The organism is Mesorhizobium sp. Root695 (genome assembly GCF_001428185.1).
In the GTDB taxonomy this organism is placed as follows: domain Bacteria; phylum Pseudomonadota; class Alphaproteobacteria; order Rhizobiales; family Rhizobiaceae; genus Mesorhizobium.
On sequence record NZ_LMHO01000045.1, the window covers coordinates 54,946 to 73,094 of the forward strand.

The window sequence follows — 18,149 nt, forward strand, 5'->3', positions numbered from 1 at the left end:
GCCCCTTACTTCCCGGCAGCGGCTTCTATCGGCGTCTGCGCATGGAACATCATCTTCCAGCCGTTGACGCGATGGACATAGCCGGTGCTGACCAGGGCCGCGTAAGGTTCGCCGTTCTCGCGTGTTGCATGCGCCTCGTAAGTCAGCATGACGATGTCGCTGCCCGGCTCGATAATACCCTTGAGATCGATCTTCAGGTCCCGCCAGCGGTTGGGCTTGGTTGCGGTCTTGGCGAGATCGGCATTGTCCATCGCCTTGGCCATCTGCGGAAATGCCACTAGGCATTCGGTGTCGGCATTGGCCGCGTAGTAAGCCGAGTCACCCGTCCAGAAACCCTTTTCGAGTTCCAGAAGATCCTTTTTGCTGGCTGTGATCCGCTTGCTGTCTGACACCGAAAGGCCCTCCTGCGCATTGGTGCGCGGTCATCCTTGGTCCAACGCTTGGTGGCCAGGACGGTTCCGGAGGATCAGTTGGTGTCGGTCGTATCGGGTTCCGAAGCGTCCGGCTCGGTCACATCCGGCTCTGTGAGGTCCGGAGCGGTCGTGGGCTTCGGCTTGGCGGCGGCCGGCTTGGGTGCCTCGGCTTTGGTTCCGTCAGCCTTGGCGCCATCGGGCGCCGGTACATCCGACTTCTGCTTGCAGGCCTTCAGCCAGACGTCATAGACGGCATGCTCGACAGCGTTGAGCCCGGGACTTTCGGCAAACATCCAGCCGGTGAAGATGCGGCGGATCTTGCGGTCGAGCGTGATCTCGTCGACCTCGACGAAGGAATCCGTCTTCGGCTCCTCGGTCTGCGGCCGCGAATAGCAGACGCGCGGCGTGACCTGCAAAGCGCCAAATTGGACCGTCTCGTCGATATAGACATCGAAGGTGATGATGCGGCCTGTGATCTTGTCGATGCCGGCAAACTCGGCAATGGGATTGGTGACCCGTTCCGCTCCCGCAGGCGGCGCCGGCGCCGGCGCGGCGGGTTCAGGCGAAGCCGCGAAGGCCGTGGTGCTGACGGCAAGGCCGGCGGCTACCGTCAGGCCGCCCATCGATGTCAGGCTGAAAAAGCTCATATAGGGGTACCGGTGGTTCGCGCCCGGGTGATTCTATTGATCGCCAAGGCTAGTCGGCGTTTTCTGATCAGCAAGCAGCTAAACACCAATTGTGGCGATAAAGGACCGGCTTGCACCCTGTCGTTACGACCCGGGTGTCCAGGCGTCGTAGTCGCCGGTGACCTGCGGGCGGTGCTGATTGGTCAGCACCGAACCCTTCGGACGATAGGCTGCCGGAGTGCCGGTCAAATTGGGCTGATGCGACTTCTGCCAGTCGCGTGACTTGTAGTCCTCGCTCGACGGCGCGACGTCGACCCGGTGATGGATCCAGCCGTGCCAGCCGGGCGGGATCGCGGAAGCTTCCGAATAGTTGCGGTAGATGACCCAGCGGCGCGTGCGGCCTTCCGAATCGATGCCGCCCTCGTAGTAGACGTTGCCGGTTTCGTCCTGGCCGACCCTCTTGCCATGCCGCCAAGTGTGCAGGCGCGTTCCCAACGTCTGGCTGTTCCACCAGGTGAAAAACTGCGTAAGAAAAGTCTTCATCACAAAACCCTCGCGCCGGCGGCGCCCGTTTCCTGCTTATGGCGTCAGGCCTTCGGGAAGGCAAGGGTTTTGCCACAGGGAGCGTGCAAATGGCTTGCCAGAAACCCGACACAAGCCCGTGATCCTTCCGGGCGGCTGGATGGGCGCTTGCCAAGCCTTTGCGGTCTTTCTAAAGCTCTGCGCGCCATGCGGGGTATCCAACCCGGCTGCAGGCCGAAGAGGTGACGATTGGCCACGGAATTGCCGACCACCGACATCCGCATCAGCACTGAGGCGATTCGCCGCCGCAAGGGCGGCACGCCGATTGTCTGCCTGACCGCCTATACCTACCCCGTCGCCCGTCTGCTCGACGACCATGTCGACCTGCTCCTGGTCGGCGACAGCGTCGCCATGGTGCTGCATGGCCACAAGACGACGCTGGGCGCCTCGCTGGAGATGATGATCGCGCATGGGCAAGCGGTGATGCGCGGCTCGGCCAGGGCCTGCGTCGTCGTCGACCTGCCGGCTGGAACCTATGAGGATTCGGCAGCACTTGCCGTTGCCTCGGCGCGGCGGGTCGTCGACGAGACCGGTTGCCAGGCGGTGAAACTCGAAGGCGGCGTCGACATGAACAGGCAGATCGCGGCCATCGTCGATGCCGGCATTCCGGTCATGGGACATATCGGCCTGCAGCCGCAATCGGTCGAGAAGGACGGCGGCTACAAGATCAAGGGCCGCACCGAGGAGGCTGTTGCGGCATTGCTTCGCGATGCGCTCGCCGTCGAGAACGCCGGGGCTTTCTCGGTGGTCATCGAAGGCACGGTCGAGACAGTCGCCGCCGATATCACCCGCCGCATCGCCATTCCAACCATCGGCATCGGCGCCAGCAGCGACTGCGACGGCCAGATCCTGGTCATCGACGACATGGTCGGGCTCACCGTCGACCGCGTGCCGAAGTTCGTCAAGGAATATGCCGATCTGCGCGGCGTGATCGCGCATGCCGCCGAAACCTATGCAGCGGAGGTGCGAGGCCGGACATTCCCCGGCCCCGGCCATGTCTTTTCGGCGGCAAAGAGCAGGGATGACGCATGAGCCAGCCCGTCGTCGTCGACAGTGTTGCCGCACTTCGCGCGCAAATCCATGACTGGCGGCGCGATGGCCTCCGTGTCGCCATGGTGCCGACCATGGGCGCGCTGCATGACGGGCACATCTCGCTGGTCAGGATTGCACTCGAACGGGCCGATCGCTGCGTCATATCGATCTTCGTCAACCCGACGCAGTTCGCGCCGAGCGAAGATCTCGACAAATACCCGCGCCAGCTCGCCCGCGACCTCGATCGGCTGGGCGTGGCAAAGGCCGACCTTGCCTTCACACCGACGGTTGGCGAGATGTATCCCGTCGGCTTCGCCACGAAAATCTCGGTCGGTGGCCCCTCAGCCGGGCTCGAATCGGACTTTCGGCCGACCTTTTTCGACGGCGTCGCTACCGTGGTGACAAAGCTCCTGCTGCAGGCAACGCCTGACTGTGCGGTCTTTGGCGAGAAGGACTACCAGCAGCTTTGCGTCGTCAGACAGCTCTGCGGCGATCTCGACCTGCCCGTCGAGATCATCGGCGCACCGACGATACGCGACGCGCATGGTCTCGCCATGTCGTCACGCAATGCCTATCTCGACGAAACCGAACTCAAGATCGCCCGCCAGTTCAACGTGATATTGCGCAACACGGCAGTGGCCCTGGCGGCAGGCGCAGACCGGAGCGACGCAACCGAAGAGGCCAGCCGCGCCCTCATCGCCGCCGGCTTCCAAAAAGTCGACTATGTCGAGGCACGCGAAAGCCTGACGCTTGCGCCATGGCGTCGAGACCGCGAAGGGCGCCTGCTCGCGGCCGCTTGGCTCGGCAAGACCAGGCTGATCGACAATGTCGAGGTTGCCTCTACCTAAAGCGAAGGCTTGTTCCTCCGGCCGACCACAGGTCGATGTGCCCGCACTTCTTCCAGGTCGACGGTATTGCGGCGGATTCCTGCCGCGCCTACCTCTCGCTCTTTTGTCCGCCGGCCCTGACGATCAGGTGTCCCGCGACGATCCCAACCACTCCGGCAAAGGCTTTCACAAGTGCATCGATGAGGCGTGCGTGACGGCCTGGATCAATGATCTGCAGCAATTCCAGCATGCCGGCGGTCACAGCCACAAAGATCACGGCTTGATACAGTCGGTTGGGGAAGCCGAGCGCCAGGGCGAAGCCCAACAGAACATAAGCCAAGGCACGCTCAACATTCGCTTCGGCGATGTGCGGCCGCATCTGGATCGGCGACGAGGTCGCGAAAATGATGATGGCGAGCAGCGCCAACGCTGCGGTGCGAGACAGTTTGGTCATCCCCTTGCATATCCGTCGTGAGCCGGCACAGCAAATGCCGGGATGACGCATGGCCGAATCGCTGCCGCCACGCGGTGTTGCCCGCCAGTCGCCTTCCTCGCGCTATTCCTCGGTTGGCATGTACAGCTACGTCAACCGGATGCCGCTCCAGCCCGGCCCGGTGACCGGTTGACGATAAAAAGCCCAGGCGGCAGCCTATCCGAGCGGCTTCTCGAAACTCAGCGTCGTCGGCCTTGAAGTCTCATGGGATTCTCCGGCGGTGCCGACGGGCAAAAACCTCATCGATCGGTAGAAGGCGATGGCGGCGCCATTGGCCTCCTCGACCTCGACGCGTAGCGTTTGGGCTTCCGGGAAACTGGCTTCGACCTCGTCGAGCAGTGCTTGCCCGACCCCGCGCCTTTGGCAGTCCGGATGGACATAGAGCTGGTTCAACAGGATGACTTTCGCATCCGCGGTGGCGGCGGCGAAAGCCATGCCGCCGATGCGCTTGCCGTCATCGGCCACCAGGAATTCCGAATTCGGCCTTGTCAGCCCCGAGCGGAGCGAAGCGATCGAGTGCCATTCATCGGTGATCTCGGTGACTTTGGCAGCCCCATAAATGGCGTCATAGGTCGCATGCCAGGTTTCGACCAGGAGCGTCCGCACAGCGGCAAGGTCGCCCTCTCCGGCAGTGCGGACGAACACGGCCCTACTCGATGCCCAGCTTGGCCTTGACGAGGTCGTTGACGGCTTGCGGGTTGGCCTTGCCGCCGGTCGCCTTCATCACCTGGCCAACGAACCATCCGGCCATGCTCGGCTTGGCGCGCGCCTGTTCGACCTTGTCCGGGTTGGCGGCGATCACCTCGTCGACGGCCTTCTCGATGGCGCCGGTGTCGGTGACCTGCTTCATGCCACGGCTTTCGACCAGCTGACGCGGATCGCCGCCCTCGTTCCAGACGATCTCGAACAGGTCCTTGGCGATCTTGCCGGAGATGGTGCCATCCCTGATCAGATCGATGACCGCGCCGAGCTGGTCGGGCGAAACCGGAGCGTTTTCAATGTCTTTTCCGGCCTTGTTCAATTGTCCGAGCAGATCGTTGATGACCCAGTTGGCGGCGAGCTTGCCGTCGCGGCCGGCGGCCACCTTCTCGAAATAATCGGCGATCGGCTTTTCCGACACCAGGATCGACGCGTCATAGGTAGACAGGCCGAGCGTCGCGATCAGCCGCGCCTTCTTGTCGTCGGGCAGTTCCGGCAATTCCTTGGCCAGCGCATCGACATAGGCCTGGTCGAATTCCAGCGGCAAAAGGTCCGGATCGGGGAAATAGCGGTAATCGTGCGCCTCTTCCTTGGAGCGCATCGAGCGCGTCTCGCCCTTGACGGCGTCGAACAGCCGCGTCTCCTGGTCGATCTTGCCGCCATCCTCGAGAATGGCGATCTGCCGGCGCGCCTCGTAGTCGATGGCCTGGCCGATGAAGCGGATCGAGTTGACGTTCTTGATCTCGCAACGCGTGCCGAACTCGCCGCCCGGCTTGCGCACCGAGACGTTGACGTCGGCGCGCATCGAACCTTCGTCCATGTTGCCGTCGCAAGTGCCGAGATAACGCACGATGGTGCGCAGCTTGGTGACATAGGCCTTGGCTTCGTCGGCCGAGCGCATATCGGGCTTGGAGACGATCTCCATCAGCGCCACGCCGGAGCGGTTGAGATCGACATAGGACATGGTCGGATGCTGGTCGTGCATCGATTTGCCGGCATCCTGCTCCAGATGCAGCCTCTCGATGCCGACCTCGATGTCCTCGAATTCACCCTGGCGGTCCGGGCCGACCGAGACGATCACCGTGCCCTCGCCGACGATCGGCTGCTTGAACTGCGAGATCTGGTAGCCCTGCGGCAGGTCGGGATAAAAGTAGTTTTTCCGGTCGAAAACCGACTTGTGGTTGATCTGCGCCTTCAGTCCAAGGCCGGTGCGGATCGCCTGCTTGACGCATTCCTCGTTGATGACGGGCAGCATGCCGGGCATGGCCGCATCGACCAGGCTGACATTGGCGTTGGGCGCCGCGCCGAAGGCGGTCGAAGCGCCGGAAAACAGCTTTGCTTCCGAAGTGACCTGCGCATGGACCTCAAGACCGATGATAATCTCCCAGTCGCCGGTGGCGCCGGGGATCAGGCGTTTCGCGTCGGGCGTGCGGGTATCGATGAGGGACATGTAAAACCTGTTGCGTATCGATCTGGTGCCTTGTTTGCAGAATGCAAACGGACAGCGACTTTCGCTAGTCCAAACAGCCAAAAGAGACAAGCGCAAAGCCGTCGACTGGCATTTTCCGCCACCTTCAGCTAAATGCCTCTCCATTCCAATGGAGAGTGGATGTCCACTTACGCTCAGTCCCGGTAAGGCCCTGGCCTCCTAGCGAGGCAGGGCAGAAAACCTGAAACCCCGTGCCGCGAAGCTTCGCGGCGGCGGCATTTTTGTTTTCCCGGAAACTCTCCCATGGATATTTCGCGCATAGAACAGCGCATCCTGCACCTGCTCGCGCAGGGCGGACGCATTGAAGTCGAAAAGAACGAGAAAAAGCGGATCGCCTCCGTCAAATGCCTGACCCGTGACGGCTGGCACTATCCGGGCGTCGATCTCGACCTGTTTCGAAAGCTGAAGCGCAAGAAGGCGGTTTCTTCGTCGGGTAGCGGACCTTACCGCATCACCCGGCGCGGGCTGGAACTCGTCCGTTCCGAACTCGACAACAGGTAGAATACGCTCCGCCGGTCGGTCCTCCGGCCGGCGGTTCCCTTCACGGCTCAGGCGGTGGCGATGTAGGCCCTGATCTCGTCGGCCTCGCGCTCGACATCCTCGATGCGGCGCTTGACCACGTCGCCGATGGACACGATGCCATCGAGCATGCCGTCCTTTTCCACCGGCAGATGGCGGAAGCGGCCTCGGGTCATGATCTCCATCACCTCGTTGACGGTATGGTTTTCGTTGCAGATCTTCACCTTCGGCGTCATCGCCGAACGCACGGCGATATCGAGCGCGGCTCCGCCTTCGCGGGCGACAACCCGCACGATGTCGCGCTCCGAAAGGATGCCGACGATCTTGCGATCGCCATTGGTGATCACCAGCGCGCCGATCTTGTGTTCGGCCAGGATACGGATGGCTTCGCTCAGCTTTTCGTTTGGCCCGAGCGTGAACACGTCATGGCCTTTTCTCTCGAGAATTGCCTTAACCGTCATGGCGTCCTCCTCTGCTTTGCCTGCCGGTTCCTGCCCTGACCGGCCTTCACATAAGAGTGAACATCGTGCGCCGTGATCGGTTGCATTTCAAGTGCGGTAGTCGGTCGTCTCCCACTCGGCCGCCTGCCATCGCCTGTCGAACCAGCGCAGGCCGAAGAAGCCGGCGGCGAAGCCGCCAATGTGGGCCTCCCAGGCGATCTGGCCGTCTACCCCCGGGGCAAAGCCGAGAAGGCCGGTGGCGAGGTTGATTATCATCCATATGGCGAGGAAGATCACGACGCCGCGCAAGCGCAATACGAATGCGATCGGCAGCACGGGGCCGGCGAAGGCGGCCTTGCCGGCCGAGCGGTCGGTGTGAAAACCAAAACGCGCCGCGGCCCCCATCATGCCTGATATCGCGCCGGAAGCGCCGACCAGCGGCGCCTCTCCGTAAGGATGCACCGCCCAGAACAGCGCGACCGAGGCCAACCCGGTCACGGCAAAGAAGAGCGCGAACCAGAACGTGCCCAGACGATTTGCCAGCGGTGAACCGAAAGCAGCTAGCCACACCATGTTGATGGCAATGTGGGCAAAACCACCATGCATGAAAGCATAGGTGAAGGGGCGGGAAAACAGGAACCAGTCGAAGCCGTATTGGCCGGTGTAGAGAACAGGGATGAAGGCCCCGTCATACAGCAGTGTCATCTGCTGGGATTCGGTCAGCACATATTGCTGCAACAGGTAGACGACCACGCAGATGCCGATTATCGCCAGCACGACGGGCGGCAGATTGAACACCGGCTCGCGCCGGGGCTCGGGTGCGCCCTCGACCGGGTCGGCTTCCGGGGGAGTTACCGGTTCACTCATTTGAAATTGCACTCACTGCGGGATTCGAGATTCGAGCATCTAGATCACCGCGGACCGAACAGCAAACCGCGAATCGCTGGGCGCGAATCAAAAAAGAAGCCGTTCAAGGTTTCCCTTGAACGGCTGGTCGAGCCCCCTGCTCCCCTAAAACTCTTGACTGAAGTGCTGCCGATCGTCGTGAAACGACCGCTTCTGGAGTGGTTTTTAAGTGCCACGGGGCTGGCTTCGATGCAATGTAAACCACTTGTTAACCTTAACGGCCCCGACCCGTGAACAAGTGTTAACGACGCTGGCACGCTTCCTGCTCCGCAACGCATGTAGGTCATCGGAGGGCGCCCTTCTGTTCACCGATGGGACATCAGACGACAGATTGCGCGGAGCAGCATAGCATGAACCAGAACGGATCGATCACGCTGTTCCAATATTGGAACCGCCTGCGTGATGGACGCCCTGCCCCGAAGCGTTCGGAGGTCGAGCCGGCCGACATCAAGTCGCTGCTGGCCGACACCTTCATCCTGGAACGGGACACGCGCGGGCAAGCCGTATTCCGGCTCGCCGGCACAAGGCTTTGCGCCTGCTATGGCCGCGAGCTCAAGGGGTTCTCCTTTCCCTCGCTGTGGCGCGAGAAGGATCAGCGGCTCGTTTCGCGGCTGATCCATGGCGTCTTCGACCAGAAATCGGTGGTGCTCATCAGCTATGAGGGCTTCAGCCGCAACGGACGCTCCAACAGGTTCGAGCTGCTTGCCCTGCCGCTTGACGGCGGCGTCGAAAATCCGCGCTGCCTGGGCGTCATCAGCGCCGTGGAGAAGCCCTTCTGGCTGGGCGCCGACCCGATCACCGACGCGTTGATCGATTCGATCCGCGTCATCGATCCGGAGAAGGAGCTGCTGAACAACCGCCCGGCGATCGATGTTCCCTCGCTCGTTCCCGATGAACTCGGGGCACCCGAGACGATCTCCGCGCTCGGCCGGGCGCGCCGCATCCGCCATCTCGTCGTCTTCGATGGCGGGCGCGAGGAATAAGTCCGCAATCTCGCGGCTTGCTGCATGTCGCCCGAAACTGCACAGCGGTTTTGGGACAACGACATGCATAAAAAGGAAAGCCCTGAAGCGCCCACTTTTCCCCTTTGTTAACCTGCTTTGTTGTACTTCTGCGATGAAGTTCCTCGCATCGACGCGTGGGATGCCAAACGGGGTGTAGGCAGACATGAGGTCAGCGGCGGTCGACTACGCGCCGTCCCAAGCTGAAAGGCGTAACTTTCAGCGCGTCCGGGTCAAGATATACGGGCGCTTCATGCTGGAAGACCGCACCGAGCATCCCTGCCAGGTCGTCGACATGTCACCGGGCAATGTCGCGTTTCGCACCGACCGCAAAGGCATGCCCGGCGAAAAGATCATCGCCTACATCGATCATATCGGCCGCATCGAAGGTGTCGTCACGCGCACCTTGCAGGACGGTTTCGCGATGACCGTCATCGCGTCGGATCGCAAGAAGGACAAGCTTGCGGCGCAATTGACCTGGCTTGCCAACAAGCACGAACTCGACCTGCCGGAGGACCGCCGCCACGAGCGCGTCGCGCCACGCAATCCGACCAGCGTGCTGCAGCTCACCGACGGCCGTCAGTACCAGTGCCGTATCATCGACCTGTCGCTTTCCGGCGCCGCGATCGAGATCGACGTCAAGCCGGCGATCGGCGTCCAGGTCATGCTCGGCACCATGCGCGGGCAGGTCGTGCGCCATTTCGAAGACGGCGTCGCAATAGAATTCGCCGTCATCCAGCGCCCCGAGACGCTCGATTCCGAATTCAACACGCCGCGCGCCTGAGCAGGCCCGACAGCACCACTCCATGAACCCGGTCCTTGCGGCCGGTTTTTTGTTTTTACGCCCCGTGACCAGCGCGCTTCGGCTGCTCCCGGAAAGGCCTGAGTGACATCAATGCACGAGAGCAGAGGCCTCAAAACCCCAAACAAGTTAATACTCAAATAATTCAAATTTTACGTTTATTCTACTGGCGTTTTACTCAATATCTACTTCGCGCTTTTGCCTCAAATAAATCCACATGTGGCAATGTCTCCTTCGAACGGGGAGACTACAACAATGAAGAAAACGAGGGGCAAGCTGTTGCTGGTGGCAATGGCGATGCAGCTTTCCGCTTGGGGGTCAGCATATGCCGCGGGACCGGCCTATATGCACACCGGCGGACGCACCACGCAGCCTGTTGGCCACTATGAATTCTGCCAGCGCATAGCCGGCGAATGCAGCGAAAGGACCCCCAAGGGCGCGCCGGTCGAACTGACCCGCAAACTGTGGGCGACGATCGTCAACATCAACAATTCGGTCAACACCCGCATCAAGCCGCGCACCGACATGGAAAACTACGGTGTCGAGGAATACTGGGCCTATCCCGACAATGGCTATGGCGATTGCGAGGATTACGCGCTGGAGAAGCGTCGCGAATTGATGGCTGCGGGCGTGCCCGCCGGCAATCTGCTGATGACGGTCGCGCGCCAGCCGAATGGCGACGGCCACGCGGTGCTGACCGTGCGCACCAGCCTGGGGGAATTCATCCTCGACAATCTGGAAACCAAGGTGCTGTCCTGGACGGACACCGACTACACCTATCTCAAGCGCCAGTCAGATCAGAATTCCGGCGTTTGGGTGACGATCAACGATGGCCGCTCCGACGCGGTCGCCAGCGTCCGCTAAGGGCCGCCAATGCATGCCGCCCGAGAGTGCGCAGCGGTCTTGGGACGACGACAGGCATAAAACAGAGGTCAGGCGCGTCGCATGACTGCGAGGTGCTTCAGGAGAAACCCGGTCGAGTCCCCACCCTCCCCGTCCCCAACGACCGGGTCAAAGGAGCCGGCCCCGTCCCCGGGCCGGCTCCGCCATTTCTGGAATTAACTCATTGAAATCGTGATCGATGTCACGATTCCAACAGCGTTGATTTCTGTTTGCTGCGTACCTCTGCTACAACAGCAAAGTAGCGCGAACCTCGGTTCAGCGATGGTTTCACCGGCTATAGTTCGAAACTCGCGATCGCGCCAACTGCAGGAAGTGTCGCATGCCGACCGAACCTCGATCACCGCGCCTCGCGGTTCTTATCGACGCCGACAACGCTTCCGCCAAGATTGTCGACGGTCTGTTCGAGGAGATCGCGAAGATTGGGGAAGCCAGCGTCCGCCGCATCTACGGTGACTTTTCAAATGCCCGATCGAAGGGATGGGCTGACGTCTTGTCGAAGCATGCGATCATCCCGCAGCAGCAGTTCGCTTATACCGCCGGGAAGAACGCATCCGACATCACATTGGTGATCGATGCCATGGACCTGCTCCATAGCGGTCGCTTCGACGGTTTCTGTCTGGTTTCTTCCGACAGCGACTTCACCAGGCTCGCCGCCCGCATTCGTGAACAGGGCGTCGATGTATTCGGGTTCGGCGAGCAGAAAACTCCGGAAAGTTTCCGGCAAGCATGTCGCCGGTTCATCTACACCGAAAATCTTCTTCGTGGCGCTGCGAACGTTCTGGATACCGCGCCTGTGGCCAAGCCGCTCCAATCGCCCAGCGCTGCTATGCCCATACTCAAGAAAGTCATTGGCCAGATGGACAGCGAGGATGGCTGGGTGTTGCTCGGCACCTTCGGAAAACAGCTGTCAAACCTGTTTTCAGATTTTGATCCCCGCACCTACGGATTCAGCAAACTGAGCGACCTGGTGAGGAGTACAGACGCATTTGAGATCGACACCCCCAAGGGTGGAGGCATGCGAATACGGACCAAGCCTTCGGCTGGAAAAAAAGTAAAAAACAAAGCCGCGTAGCGGTGGCCAGAGGATCACAGGTCCCACCGAGCGCATCAGAACATCCCGGCCGCCTTTCCACAGGCAGAAGATCGAGGCACTATAGGCCGTTGGTTTCGCCTTCTGGATCACCGCGATGTTGGAAATCCCGGAAGATCGGCGCGAGCGTCATCGCCTGTTCAAGGCGATCGACGATGCCTTCAAGGCCGGCGATTTCGAAGGCCTCGGCGTAGCCCTGGGCGGCTCTTCCCGCTGGTTCGACGAGCGCATGCCGTTCGAATTCGGCCTCGGCCATCCGCTGGAATATGCCATCTATTGGAGCCCCGCCCGCTTCATCTCGACCTTGCTCGATGCGGGCTCGGATCCGAATTACCAGGATCACGGCGGGTTTCCGTCCATCATTGCGGCGCTGTCCACCGACCGGGCGGACAGGCTGGACATCGTGCGGGCGTTGATCGACGGCGGTGCTGACCCCAACATGCGGGGCGTGAACGACTGGACGCCACTTCACTATTCGGTGGCAATCCGCAGTGTCGATGCGATCCGCCTGCTTTTGGCGGCTGGCGCCGACCCGGCGCTCGAAACCCGCATCGATGACTACAGGACAGCCATCGAGGAAGCCGAGATTGCCGGCTTTGAAGCCGGTGCTTCATTGCTGCGCGATGCGATGGCCGGGCGCAGCTCTGACGGACAGTAAGTTGGGGCGCTACGAAACCACCGCCTGCAAATGCCAGGCTGACCTCAGACCTTCTTCAACCCCATCTTGAAGCGCTTGCCGTTGGCGACATAGTGCGCCGCCGACCCGCGCAACCTTGCCACGACCACGTCGTCCAGCACCCTGATCGCCTTGGCAGGCGAGCCGACGATCAGCGAATTGTCGGGGAATTCCTTGCCTTCGGTGACCAGCGCGCCGGCGCCGACCAGCGAATTTCTGCCGATTTTCGCGCCGTTCAGCACGATGGCGCCCATGCCGATCAGGCTGTTGTCGCCAATCGTGCAACCATGCAGCAAGGCGCGGTGGCCGATCGTGCAGCCCTCGCCGATGGTTAGCGGAAAGCCGGGATCGGTGTGCATCACCGTATGTTCCTGCACATTGGTGTCGGCGCCGATGACGATGGGCTCATTGTCGCCGCGAATGACGGTGCCGAACCAGAAGCCGGCGTTGCGGCCGACGCGCACGTCCCCGATCAGCGTCGCATCCGGCGCGATCCAGTTCGAGTCCGCATCCTCGAAGCTGGGCTCCGTTCCATCGATCGCATAAAGCGGCATTTCTGGTCTCCGAATCGTCTCACGCTGGCAATTCGGACCCTAGGAGACGGATCGTCCATGAGGCAATGGCGAGCACGACGACGCCCAGCGCCAAGGACCAGGCTATCGCCGTGCAGCCGCAGGACATCAGTGCGAGCGTCGAAATGCGGCGCTCGCGGCGGGCATCGATGGCATGGTTGACCAGCATGAAGGGCCCGGCACAGGCGGTGGCGAGCAGCGAGCGCAAGACATGTGACGGCGACACATAGGGTTCGGTGAACGCGACCTTGCGGCCCGACACCAGTTCCATGGCCGATCCGGCCAGCCCGCAGGCCGTCAGCCCGACGACAAAAGAGAAGAGTGTGAGTTCCATCGGTCCCATCTTAACTTTCCATTTACCATGAAATTGCACAGTCGTTCCATCAAGGCTGCAAGAGCCGTGCCGTGCGATGTGTGCCACCCGGGGACACCAAAGACGGACAGGCGGCCCGAGATCCGAGGACTGAGATGAAGCAGGCAGCGCTCGCCAACGGCCCCGAACTCGCGGTGGTCGATTCCAGGCTGATGAAGCGGGTGTTCTACGGGTTCGCGGCGCTGGCCCTGCTGTCGGTGGCGATCAGCCTTGGTGGCAAATGGTTCGGCCATTCGATCGCCATGGCCGGATACACCGACGACGCAACGCTCCACCAGGTGGTGATCGGCAACAATGTCATTGCCGTGCCGGCCAACGCCATCCGTTTCGCACAGGCCCGGCGCGACGGCATCGCCTCGCGGCTCGACCTCTATCTGCGCTATCCCCAAATGGACGGCTACAGCGAGGCCGCGCGCGACGATTTCAATCACAAGGGGACCGGCAAGAGCATCATCTTCCTGTCCTTCGAACAGCAGATGATGTCGCGTGACATGAGCGGCCGCTTCGCGCCGATCTACAGCGCGTTGATCACCCAGCCCGGCATTGCGGGACCTGGCGGCACGATGATGTACGGTTTCAATGAGAAATCAGGCTATCTGAACGAGGTGCTGGTTGTCGGCAAGCGCCCCGGCAAGGACCCGTTCGTGGCCCGTTGCCTGAGCGGGCCGAGCGCCGAGCAATCGCTGGCACCCTGCGAGCGCGACATCCAGGTCGGCGACCAACTCAGCCTCACCTATCGCTTCCCAAGGGAGTTTCTGGGGGATTGGCAGGCGCTCGACGCGGCAATCGCCACTGAAGCCACACGCGTCCTGAAAACAGGACATCAAGAAGGGAGATCCGGCTGGCCGGCCGCATTCGAGGCCGAGCCGACCGAGCGTTAAAGCGCGTCGCGTTCGAGCGGATTCAGGCGACGCGCTTTAGTCTTTGATTTCATGCATGTCGTCGTCCCAAAACCGGGGCCACTTTTGGGCGACATGCATTGGATTGCTGGCTCAGGCCAGATCGATGTCGAGGATCGCCATCGAAAAATTGTAGTCGCCGTCGTCCTCGTCCTTGAAGACGATGCCAAGGAATTCGTCGCCGACATAGACCTCGGCCGAATCGTCCTTACGCGGCCGTGCCTTGACCTCGATCTTGGGGTTCTGGAAGACGCGCTTGAAATAGGCGTCCAGCTTTCTGATTTCGTCCGGCTTCAACAGTCTTCTCCGATCATCGGGCTTGCTCGTTCGAACGCGCTTCTGGCACGTCGACAATGGCGATGTAAAGGCAAGCGGCCTGATAAGACGAGACAACCACCCACTCGTGCCCGCGGCCGGAATCCGACAGCAGGCGGCGGACCTGTGAAAGTCAGATGTCGAAGCTGACGACCTGATCCATCGTCTGCGACGGCAGAAGCTGGTCCATCTGGCGCGACGGCTGATCGCAGCCGGTCTCGCCGACGACGCGGGCCGGCACGCCGGCAACCGTCTTGTTGTGCGGCACTGGCGACAGCACCACCGAGCCTGCCGCGATCTTCGAGCAATGGCCGATTTCGATGTTGCCGAGGATCTTGGCGCCGGCGCCGATCAGCACGCCGTAGCGAATCTTGGGATGACGGTCGCCGCCGGCCTTGCCGGTACCGCCCAGCGTCACACCATGCAGGATCGACACGTCGTCCTCGATGACCGCCGTCTCGCCGACCACAAGGCCGGTGGCATGGTCGATAAAGATGCCCTTGCCGATGCGGGCAGCCGGATTGATGTCGGTCTGAAAGACCGAGGACGAGCGGCTCTGCAGATAGAGCGCGAAATCCTTGCGGCCCTGGTTCCACAGCCAATGCGCCAGCCGATGCGTCTGGATGGCGTGGAAACCCTTGAAATAGAGCACCGGCATGATGAAGCGGTCGCAGGCCGGATCGCGATCGTAATAGGCCTGGATGTCGACACGCACGGTCGTCGGCCAGTCCTTGTCGTCGGCCAGCATGGACTTGAACGTCTGGCGGATGAGATCGGAGCCGATGTCCTGATGGTCGAGCCGCTCGGCCAGCCGATGAATGACCGCTTCTTCCAGGCTGTCCTGGTTGAGGATGGTCGAATACAGGAACGCGGCGAGCAGCGGGTCGCGGTTCACCGCTTCCATCGCCTCGTCGCGGATCGAACGCCAGATCGGATCGACCGGCTGCAATGCGCTGTGTCGGGAAATGCTGATGCTGTTCATCGCCGTCTCGTCCTGCGCCCTGCCGGGCTTGCCTGTTGTGCTTGCCTGTTTTCTGGCCGCACATATAGGCCAAATCATAGCACGATTGAACTCAATTTTCCTTAGTGCATTGTCAAATGGATTTGGTTCGCGGGAATTCAAGAAGCCATGGAAAACGAACCCTTGATCGACGACGCGCTGAAAAGCGAGCTTTCGGGACTCTACCGGGCACAAGGCCGCCACTACCACAACCTTGCCCATATCCAGGCGATGCTAGCGCTGGCAGGCGACTATCGAGGGTCGCTCGGCGATCCCGAAGCCGTCGAAGCGGCGATCTGGTTCCACGATGCCATCTATGACAGCAAGGCCAAGGACAACGAGGCGCAAAGTGCTGCCCTTGCCGAAAAAAAGCTGGCGGGCCGCGTAGATCCTTCACGTCTCGACCGCATCAAGGCAATGATCGTTGCGACAGCCACGCACCAATTGCCGCCGTTCGACGACGCGACGGCCACGCGAGACGCAAGTCTTTTCCTCGACATGGATCTGTCGATCCTGGGTGCCGCGCCGGATGCCTTCGACGCCTATGAGCGCGCCGTGCGGCGTGAATACGCCTGGTTGGAGGAGCCGATGTGGCGGGCCGGACGCAGTGCGGTCCTGAAGAATTTCCTCGCCCGCCCGCACATCTTCCACACCGAAGCGTTTCGCCAGCGCTTCGAACCGCAGGCCCGGGAAAACATGGCGCGGTCATCGCAGGCCCTCACAAACAGCTAAGGGCAGTCAGGTAAAGGCGCCTATCGTCGATGCCAACATCGCCAGGATCGCTAGCCCTGCCATCACCGACAGCCCGTTGAGGATGATCCCCAGAAGGCCAAGCCCACGGCTGTCGTTCGAACGCACCAGCGCCATCACGCCGAAAACCGCGCCGGTGACATGCGCCAGCGGGGCGGCGAGCAGAAACACCGTCATGAAGAAACCGGTGGCGATGTTCTGCGCAAGTTTCGAGGCGTCGCTTGGGATCGCCACCAGGATGGTTATGGCAAGTGCCCCCGCGGCGAACGCCGACAATGCCAGTATAACCGAACGTTTGCCGAGTCTGGCTTGTGCCGCCGCAGCCGGCACGGCGGCCGTGCTTCGTCCCCATTGCGCCACTGTTGCCCACTCCCCTCGCCGTCCGCTTAGAGCGGATTTTCGGCATAGAACTCCAGCACGCGCTGCTTGAAGGTCTTGTCCCCGACGGCCAGCATATGGTCGCGGCCCTCGATGTGAAAGGCTCTGGCGTTCGGCATCAACGCTGCAAGCTCATCGGGCGAACCGCCAATGTCGTCGGTCGTGCCAACAGCGACCAGCGTCGGCTGGGCAATGCGGGCAATATCCTGCTCGCTCAGCAATTCCCGCGATTTGGCGATGCAAGCGGCCAAGGCACGGCGATCGCTGCGGGTCTGGTCGGCGAAGGCGCGAAACGATCGGCCGCGCGGATGGCTGGTGGCGGCCGGATCGTCGGCAAGCAGGGCTGCTGCAATGGGATCCCAATCGCCGACACCGTCGATCATGCCGATGCCGAGACCGCCAAAGACCAGCGTCGCCACCTTGTCCGGATCGGAGAGTGCCATGAACGCCGCGATGCGCGCGCCCATCGAATAGCCCATGACATGGGCGCGCTCGATGCCGAGATGATCGAGCAAGGCGGCGCCATCTGAGGCCATCTTGACCGGCGTATAGTCGGCCTCCTCATAACTCTTGGAGGACGAGCCGTGGCCGCGATTGTCGAAGGCGATGGCGCGGTAACCGGCATCGTTCAGCGTCTTGAACCAGCCGGGCGATACCCAATTGACATAATGGCTCGAGGCGAAGCCATGGATCATGAGCACCGGATCGCCCTCGCCCGATGCCGGCTGGCGGTCGAGGAAGGCAAGGTCGAAGCCGTCATGGGCGAAAAACTGCATCAGCGATCCCGCCTGCCCACTCAACCCGCACCGCCATTGGGCGCGTCGCCATTGTCGGCGGGCGGCATGCTCGGGCCAGACACTGTGCCTACGGCCGGATGGCGCAACAGGTCGCCATACTCGATGCCGTTCCTGGCGGCCGTGCCGGCCTTGAGTTCGAGCACGAAACGCACCGGCACACCGGGCGAAATAACGGCGTCGGATTGCGGCTCGCCGTGCTTGACCGCTCGGATCTTGCCGTCCTGGCCGACAAAGATCAGATCGAGCGGCATCGGCGTGTTGTGCATCCAGAAGCCAACCTGCTGCTGGACCTCGAAGACGAACAGCATGCCATGGTCGTCCGCCATGTCCTGGCGATACATCAAGCCGGCCTCGCGCTCGGCGGCGGTGTCGGCGACTTCAATGGAAAAGGAGCGATCGCCGCCTTTCGTCACCACGACCAGTGGCGCCGGATCGGCCGGAAGGATCATCGCTCGGCTGTCTGCCGAGGTTGGCTTTTCGGAATAGAAGTAAGCACTGGCGGCGACGACCACGGCAATTGCGGCGCATATCACGCCCGCAGTCAGCCAATTCCTATGAGCCATTCGA

The 18,149-nt window shown here is 61.7% G+C and carries 26 protein-coding genes; 11 read left to right on the plus strand and 15 right to left on the minus strand.

Annotated features, from left to right (window positions below):
- Positions 1-5 precede the first annotated feature (5 nt).
- The 3 genes from ASD99_RS29350 to ASD99_RS29360 form a co-directional block, all read right to left on the minus strand.
- Positions 6-392, minus strand: coding sequence for a hypothetical protein (locus tag ASD99_RS29350; protein WP_056584459.1), 387 nt, complete (start codon positions 390-392; stop codon positions 6-8).
- A 74-nt stretch (positions 393-466) separates the two neighbouring features.
- Positions 467-1,060, minus strand: a complete 594-nt coding sequence (locus ASD99_RS29355) for a DUF2155 domain-containing protein (protein WP_057145776.1) — start codon at positions 1,058-1,060, stop codon at positions 467-469.
- A 123-nt stretch (positions 1,061-1,183) separates the two neighbouring features.
- Complete coding sequence (locus tag ASD99_RS29360; RefSeq protein WP_057145777.1) at positions 1,184-1,582, minus strand: NADH:ubiquinone oxidoreductase subunit NDUFA12; 399 nt, start codon at positions 1,580-1,582, stop codon at positions 1,184-1,186.
- A gap of 228 nt (positions 1,583-1,810) precedes the next feature.
- On the opposite strand from ASD99_RS29360, the gene panB reads away from it, so the two are divergent.
- Together panB and panC are read left to right on the plus strand one after the other, a co-directional pair.
- On the plus strand, positions 1,811-2,653 hold the full coding sequence (gene panB / locus ASD99_RS29365) for a 3-methyl-2-oxobutanoate hydroxymethyltransferase (RefSeq protein ID WP_057145778.1): 843 nt from the start codon (positions 1,811-1,813) through the stop codon (positions 2,651-2,653).
- On the plus strand, positions 2,650-3,501 hold the full coding sequence (panC, locus tag ASD99_RS29370; RefSeq protein WP_057145779.1) for a pantoate--beta-alanine ligase: 852 nt from the start codon (positions 2,650-2,652) through the stop codon (positions 3,499-3,501). The genes panB and panC overlap by 4 nt, the downstream gene beginning before the upstream one ends.
- Before the next feature lie 88 nt (positions 3,502-3,589).
- Here panC and ASD99_RS29375 read toward each other — a convergent pair whose 3' ends face one another.
- The gene (locus ASD99_RS29375; RefSeq protein WP_244497937.1) at positions 3,590-3,907 is read right to left on the minus strand and encodes a hypothetical protein; all 318 of its coding nucleotides are present in this window, start codon (positions 3,905-3,907) and stop codon (positions 3,590-3,592) included.
- Between the two features lie 76 nt (positions 3,908-3,983).
- Here ASD99_RS29375 and ASD99_RS35235 point away from each other — a divergent pair, with 76 nt between their 5' ends.
- A complete protein-coding gene (locus tag ASD99_RS35235) occupies positions 3,984-4,106 on the plus strand; it encodes a hypothetical protein (RefSeq protein ID WP_274533730.1) in 123 nt (40 codons plus the stop codon).
- A gap of 23 nt (positions 4,107-4,129) precedes the next feature.
- On the opposite strand, the gene ASD99_RS29380 is transcribed toward ASD99_RS35235, so the two are convergent.
- The gene (locus tag ASD99_RS29380) at positions 4,130-4,618 is read right to left on the minus strand and encodes a GNAT family N-acetyltransferase (protein ID WP_057145781.1); all 489 of its coding nucleotides are present in this window, start codon (positions 4,616-4,618) and stop codon (positions 4,130-4,132) included.
- 4 nt (positions 4,619-4,622) lie between these two features.
- The gene (gatB, locus tag ASD99_RS29385) at positions 4,623-6,122 is read right to left on the minus strand and encodes an Asp-tRNA(Asn)/Glu-tRNA(Gln) amidotransferase subunit GatB (protein WP_057145782.1); all 1,500 of its coding nucleotides are present in this window, start codon (positions 6,120-6,122) and stop codon (positions 4,623-4,625) included.
- Between the two features lie 282 nt (positions 6,123-6,404).
- Between gatB and ASD99_RS29390 the strand changes: the two genes are divergently transcribed.
- On the plus strand, positions 6,405-6,662 hold the full coding sequence (locus ASD99_RS29390) for a YjhX family toxin (protein WP_056584435.1): 258 nt from the start codon (positions 6,405-6,407) through the stop codon (positions 6,660-6,662).
- 47 nt (positions 6,663-6,709) lie between these two features.
- On the opposite strand, the gene ASD99_RS29395 is transcribed toward ASD99_RS29390, so the two are convergent.
- A complete protein-coding gene (locus ASD99_RS29395; protein ID WP_056584432.1) occupies positions 6,710-7,141 on the minus strand; it encodes a CBS domain-containing protein in 432 nt (143 codons plus the stop codon).
- Positions 7,142-7,228: 87 nt separating this feature from the next.
- A complete protein-coding gene (locus tag ASD99_RS29400) occupies positions 7,229-7,987 on the minus strand; it encodes a rhomboid family intramembrane serine protease (RefSeq protein ID WP_056584430.1) in 759 nt (252 codons plus the stop codon).
- Positions 7,988-8,376: 389 nt separating this feature from the next.
- Between ASD99_RS29400 and ASD99_RS29405 the strand changes: the two genes are divergently transcribed.
- From ASD99_RS29405 to ASD99_RS29425, 5 genes are all read left to right on the plus strand, one after another.
- Positions 8,377-9,009, plus strand: a complete 633-nt coding sequence (locus tag ASD99_RS29405) for a PAS domain-containing protein (protein WP_056584427.1) — start codon at positions 8,377-8,379, stop codon at positions 9,007-9,009.
- A 184-nt stretch (positions 9,010-9,193) separates the two neighbouring features.
- Entirely contained in the window at positions 9,194-9,811 is a 618-nt protein-coding gene (locus ASD99_RS29410) for a PilZ domain-containing protein (RefSeq protein ID WP_056584424.1), read from the plus strand.
- Positions 9,812-10,084: 273 nt separating this feature from the next.
- Positions 10,085-10,693, plus strand: coding sequence for a transglutaminase-like cysteine peptidase (locus tag ASD99_RS29415; RefSeq protein ID WP_057145783.1), 609 nt, complete (start codon positions 10,085-10,087; stop codon positions 10,691-10,693).
- 358 nt (positions 10,694-11,051) lie between these two features.
- Positions 11,052-11,804, plus strand: coding sequence for an NYN domain-containing protein (locus ASD99_RS29420; protein ID WP_057145784.1), 753 nt, complete (start codon positions 11,052-11,054; stop codon positions 11,802-11,804).
- A 115-nt stretch (positions 11,805-11,919) separates the two neighbouring features.
- Positions 11,920-12,480 carry an ankyrin repeat domain-containing protein gene (locus tag ASD99_RS29425; RefSeq protein ID WP_056584414.1) on the plus strand — a complete coding sequence of 187 codons (561 nt, stop codon included), beginning with the start codon at positions 11,920-11,922 and terminating at the stop codon, positions 12,478-12,480.
- 44 nt (positions 12,481-12,524) lie between these two features.
- On the opposite strand, the gene ASD99_RS29430 is transcribed toward ASD99_RS29425, so the two are convergent.
- Entirely contained in the window at positions 12,525-13,052 is a 528-nt protein-coding gene (locus tag ASD99_RS29430; protein WP_056584410.1) for a gamma carbonic anhydrase family protein, read from the minus strand.
- A 19-nt stretch (positions 13,053-13,071) separates the two neighbouring features.
- A complete protein-coding gene (locus ASD99_RS29435) occupies positions 13,072-13,404 on the minus strand; it encodes a DUF6949 family protein (RefSeq protein ID WP_413813965.1) in 333 nt (110 codons plus the stop codon).
- Positions 13,405-13,538: 134 nt separating this feature from the next.
- On the opposite strand from ASD99_RS29435, the gene ASD99_RS29440 reads away from it, so the two are divergent.
- The gene (locus ASD99_RS29440) at positions 13,539-14,324 is read left to right on the plus strand and encodes a hypothetical protein (RefSeq protein ID WP_056584403.1); all 786 of its coding nucleotides are present in this window, start codon (positions 13,539-13,541) and stop codon (positions 14,322-14,324) included.
- Positions 14,325-14,435: 111 nt separating this feature from the next.
- On the opposite strand, the gene ASD99_RS29445 is transcribed toward ASD99_RS29440, so the two are convergent.
- Together ASD99_RS29445 and cysE are read right to left on the minus strand one after the other, a co-directional pair.
- On the minus strand, positions 14,436-14,639 hold the full coding sequence (locus tag ASD99_RS29445; RefSeq protein WP_008875567.1) for a DUF3126 family protein: 204 nt from the start codon (positions 14,637-14,639) through the stop codon (positions 14,436-14,438).
- Positions 14,640-14,790: 151 nt separating this feature from the next.
- Positions 14,791-15,639: a serine O-acetyltransferase gene (gene cysE, locus ASD99_RS29450; protein WP_056584656.1), complete on the minus strand. Its 849-nt coding sequence runs from the start codon at positions 15,637-15,639 to the stop codon at positions 14,791-14,793.
- Positions 15,640-15,786: 147 nt separating this feature from the next.
- Here cysE and ASD99_RS29455 point away from each other — a divergent pair, with 147 nt between their 5' ends.
- A complete protein-coding gene (locus ASD99_RS29455) occupies positions 15,787-16,389 on the plus strand; it encodes a hypothetical protein (RefSeq protein ID WP_057145786.1) in 603 nt (200 codons plus the stop codon).
- Positions 16,390-16,395: 6 nt separating this feature from the next.
- Here ASD99_RS29455 and ASD99_RS29460 read toward each other — a convergent pair whose 3' ends face one another.
- From ASD99_RS29460 to ASD99_RS29470, 3 genes are read right to left on the minus strand one after another with little or no spacing between them, the layout of a single operon-like run.
- Positions 16,396-16,767 (minus strand): hypothetical protein, encoded by a 372-nt coding sequence (locus ASD99_RS29460; protein ID WP_156389106.1) that lies wholly within the window; start codon positions 16,765-16,767, stop codon positions 16,396-16,398.
- Between the two features lie 26 nt (positions 16,768-16,793).
- Positions 16,794-17,561: an alpha/beta fold hydrolase gene (locus ASD99_RS29465; protein WP_056584393.1), complete on the minus strand. Its 768-nt coding sequence runs from the start codon at positions 17,559-17,561 to the stop codon at positions 16,794-16,796.
- 20 nt (positions 17,562-17,581) lie between these two features.
- Positions 17,582-18,145 (minus strand): DUF192 domain-containing protein, encoded by a 564-nt coding sequence (locus tag ASD99_RS29470; RefSeq protein WP_056584390.1) that lies wholly within the window; start codon positions 18,143-18,145, stop codon positions 17,582-17,584.
- Between the last annotated feature and the right edge of the window lie 4 nt (positions 18,146-18,149).

Bases quoted from the DNA above. Each gene is read 5' to 3' on its own strand.
- ASD99_RS29355 (WP_057145776.1), bottom strand. From the start codon at position 1,060: ATGAGCTTTTTCAGCCTGACATCGATGGGCGGCCTGACGGTAGCCGCC.
- ASD99_RS29360 (WP_057145777.1), bottom strand. From the start codon at position 1,582: ATGAAGACTTTTCTTACGCAGTTTTTCACCTGGTGGAACAGCCAGACG.
- panC (WP_057145779.1), top strand. From the start codon at position 2,650: ATGAGCCAGCCCGTCGTCGTCGACAGTGTTGCCGCACTTCGCGCGCAA.
- ASD99_RS35235 (WP_274533730.1), top strand. From the start codon at position 3,984: ATGGCCGAATCGCTGCCGCCACGCGGTGTTGCCCGCCAGTCGCCTTCC.
- gatB (WP_057145782.1), bottom strand. From the start codon at position 6,122: ATGTCCCTCATCGATACCCGCACGCCCGACGCGAAACGCCTGATCCCC.
- ASD99_RS29390 (WP_056584435.1), top strand. From the start codon at position 6,405: ATGGATATTTCGCGCATAGAACAGCGCATCCTGCACCTGCTCGCGCAG.
- ASD99_RS29395 (WP_056584432.1), bottom strand. From the start codon at position 7,141: ATGACGGTTAAGGCAATTCTCGAGAGAAAAGGCCATGACGTGTTCACG.
- ASD99_RS29400 (WP_056584430.1), bottom strand. From the start codon at position 7,987: ATGAGTGAACCGGTAACTCCCCCGGAAGCCGACCCGGTCGAGGGCGCA.
- ASD99_RS29405 (WP_056584427.1), top strand. From the start codon at position 8,377: ATGAACCAGAACGGATCGATCACGCTGTTCCAATATTGGAACCGCCTG.
- ASD99_RS29410 (WP_056584424.1), top strand. From the start codon at position 9,194: ATGAGGTCAGCGGCGGTCGACTACGCGCCGTCCCAAGCTGAAAGGCGT.
- ASD99_RS29415 (WP_057145783.1), top strand. From the start codon at position 10,085: ATGAAGAAAACGAGGGGCAAGCTGTTGCTGGTGGCAATGGCGATGCAG.
- ASD99_RS29420 (WP_057145784.1), top strand. From the start codon at position 11,052: ATGCCGACCGAACCTCGATCACCGCGCCTCGCGGTTCTTATCGACGCC.
- ASD99_RS29425 (WP_056584414.1), top strand. From the start codon at position 11,920: ATGTTGGAAATCCCGGAAGATCGGCGCGAGCGTCATCGCCTGTTCAAG.
- ASD99_RS29430 (WP_056584410.1), bottom strand. From the start codon at position 13,052: ATGCCGCTTTATGCGATCGATGGAACGGAGCCCAGCTTCGAGGATGCG.
- ASD99_RS29435 (WP_413813965.1), bottom strand. From the start codon at position 13,404: ATGGAACTCACACTCTTCTCTTTTGTCGTCGGGCTGACGGCCTGCGGG.
- ASD99_RS29440 (WP_056584403.1), top strand. From the start codon at position 13,539: ATGAAGCAGGCAGCGCTCGCCAACGGCCCCGAACTCGCGGTGGTCGAT.
- cysE (WP_056584656.1), bottom strand. From the start codon at position 15,639: ATGAACAGCATCAGCATTTCCCGACACAGCGCATTGCAGCCGGTCGAT.
- ASD99_RS29455 (WP_057145786.1), top strand. From the start codon at position 15,787: ATGGAAAACGAACCCTTGATCGACGACGCGCTGAAAAGCGAGCTTTCG.
- ASD99_RS29465 (WP_056584393.1), bottom strand. From the start codon at position 17,561: ATGCAGTTTTTCGCCCATGACGGCTTCGACCTTGCCTTCCTCGACCGC.
- ASD99_RS29470 (WP_056584390.1), bottom strand. From the start codon at position 18,145: ATGGCTCATAGGAATTGGCTGACTGCGGGCGTGATATGCGCCGCAATT.